This window comes from Paenibacillus sp. 01T422 (assembly GCF_056398785.1).
In genome coordinates this window covers 1-1,595 of sequence record NZ_JBFTQB010001168.1, presented here as the reverse complement: position 1 = coordinate 1,595, position 1,595 = coordinate 1, and the positions used below count along the sequence as shown (strand labels likewise).

2 protein-coding genes are annotated in these 1,595 nt (G+C 44.1%); both read left to right on the top strand.

Annotated features, from left to right (window positions below; translation table 11 throughout):
* Positions 1-331: 331 nt before the first annotated feature.
* Complete coding sequence (locus tag AC1DUA_RS36785) at positions 332-1,213, top strand: oxidoreductase (protein ID WP_477504433.1); 882 nt, start codon at positions 332-334, stop codon at positions 1,211-1,213.
* Between the two features lie 50 nt (positions 1,214-1,263).
* On the top strand, positions 1,264-1,536 hold the full coding sequence (locus AC1DUA_RS36780) for a hypothetical protein (RefSeq protein WP_477504432.1): 273 nt from the start codon (positions 1,264-1,266) through the stop codon (positions 1,534-1,536).
* The last annotated feature ends 59 nt before the right edge of the window (positions 1,537-1,595 follow it).

The following is a 1,595-nucleotide window of genomic DNA, read 5'->3' as shown; positions in this document are numbered from 1 at the left end:
GGTCTCGCGGGCTGTTTTTTTGTTGTTATTTCATCTGATGATTCTTTTGTAGAAGGTGTAAATATTAGAATGTAAATTCCAAATTAATATATCGTGGTTATAAAAATATAATAGATTTGGAATTATAATTCCAACATCTTGTTTGTGTTTTCTCATTCATATAGTGTTTTAGGTTGAAATTAAGTTAAAATTTAATTACTTTCTTGCAGTAAATTAATTATCCGCTTATTTTTGGAATAAAAATTCCGAAAACTCTTGACCTGGAATTGTTGGAGGCGTATATTATTTATGGAACAAATATTCCAAAGAGAAAACGAGGAGGCAAAATTATATGTCTAAAGTTTGGTTGATTACAGGGAGTTCTCGGGGTTTCGGTCGCAGTCTTGCAGAAGCGGTGTTGGCTAAAGGAGATCAACTCGTCGCTACAGCTCGTAACACAGAGCAGATTGCCGATCTTGCAGTACGTTACGGCAGCCAGGTTCGCATCGTGCAGTTAGATGTAAACCGATTTGAGCAGGCTGAAGCAGCTATTCAGGCGGCTTTCGAAACGTTCGGACGATTGGATGTCCTCGTTAATAATGCGGGTTACGGGAATGTCTCTTCTATAGAAGAAACATCGATGGAGGACTTCCGCGCTCAAGTGGAAACGAATCTGTGGGGCGTCATTCATGTAACGAAAGCCGCGCTGCCACTACTAAGAGAACAGGGCCATGGTCACATTGTTCAATTTTCGTCGATTGGTGGCCGTACAGGCGCACCAGGTCTTGGACCGTATCAGACAGCCAAGTGGGCAGTGGAAGGTTTCTCCGAGGTGTTGTCCAAAGAGGTAGGCCCCCTAGGGCTGAAAGTTACATTGATCGAACCAGGCGGCTTTCGTACTGATTGGGCAGGTTCTTCCATGCAGCATATCGAGCCTCGAGAAGAATACCAAACCTCAGTCGGCGGATTGCTTAAACATCTTCGTGACACAACCGGCAAGGAGAACGGCGATCCGGATAAAGCGGCGCAAGCCATCATTAAGATCGTCAATGAGGAAAATCCACCACTTCGCTTGTTACTTGGAAGCGATGCGGTAGCAATTGCAAATGCGGTGGACCAAGGTAAGTTAGCGGAAACGAAACGCTGGCAAACACTCAGCCAATGGACTGATTTTGAAACCAAAGAATTAGATCCAGAAGTATCGCGCATATACGATGAGCTTGAAGAACAATAAGCTTGCACCAAATGCTGATTTTCCACACACGTCAGAAAGAGAGTGCAGCTATGAAATTAAGCGCAAGAATTGCTTTATTATCAATGGCGGTTACGACGACCTTCGGAACAATGATGGCAGGGAATCTTGGTATCGTTTTTCCCGGAAAAACATCGATGTTCACTTTGATTCCGACAAACCTTTCGTTGTTTCTGTCCAATAACGGCATTGGCAGCGTGGCTTCAGTGGGCTATTTGACTGCTTTCGCTCTAGTTGGTGTTTTCATCGGAGGGCTTGCGGTGACTCGATTAAGTAACTTCTTAAAAAAATGCTCGTACCGCTGAATTTAGGCGTAATGGCCGGAGGTTTCTTGCTTATCGGTTCTGCACACACGGTGTGGACT

Coding starts and splice junctions, on each gene's coding strand:
- AC1DUA_RS36785 (WP_477504433.1), top strand. CDS start 332: ATGTCTAAAGTTTGGTTGATTACAGGGAGTTCTCGGGGTTTCGGTCGC.
- AC1DUA_RS36780 (WP_477504432.1), top strand. CDS start 1,264: ATGAAATTAAGCGCAAGAATTGCTTTATTATCAATGGCGGTTACGACG.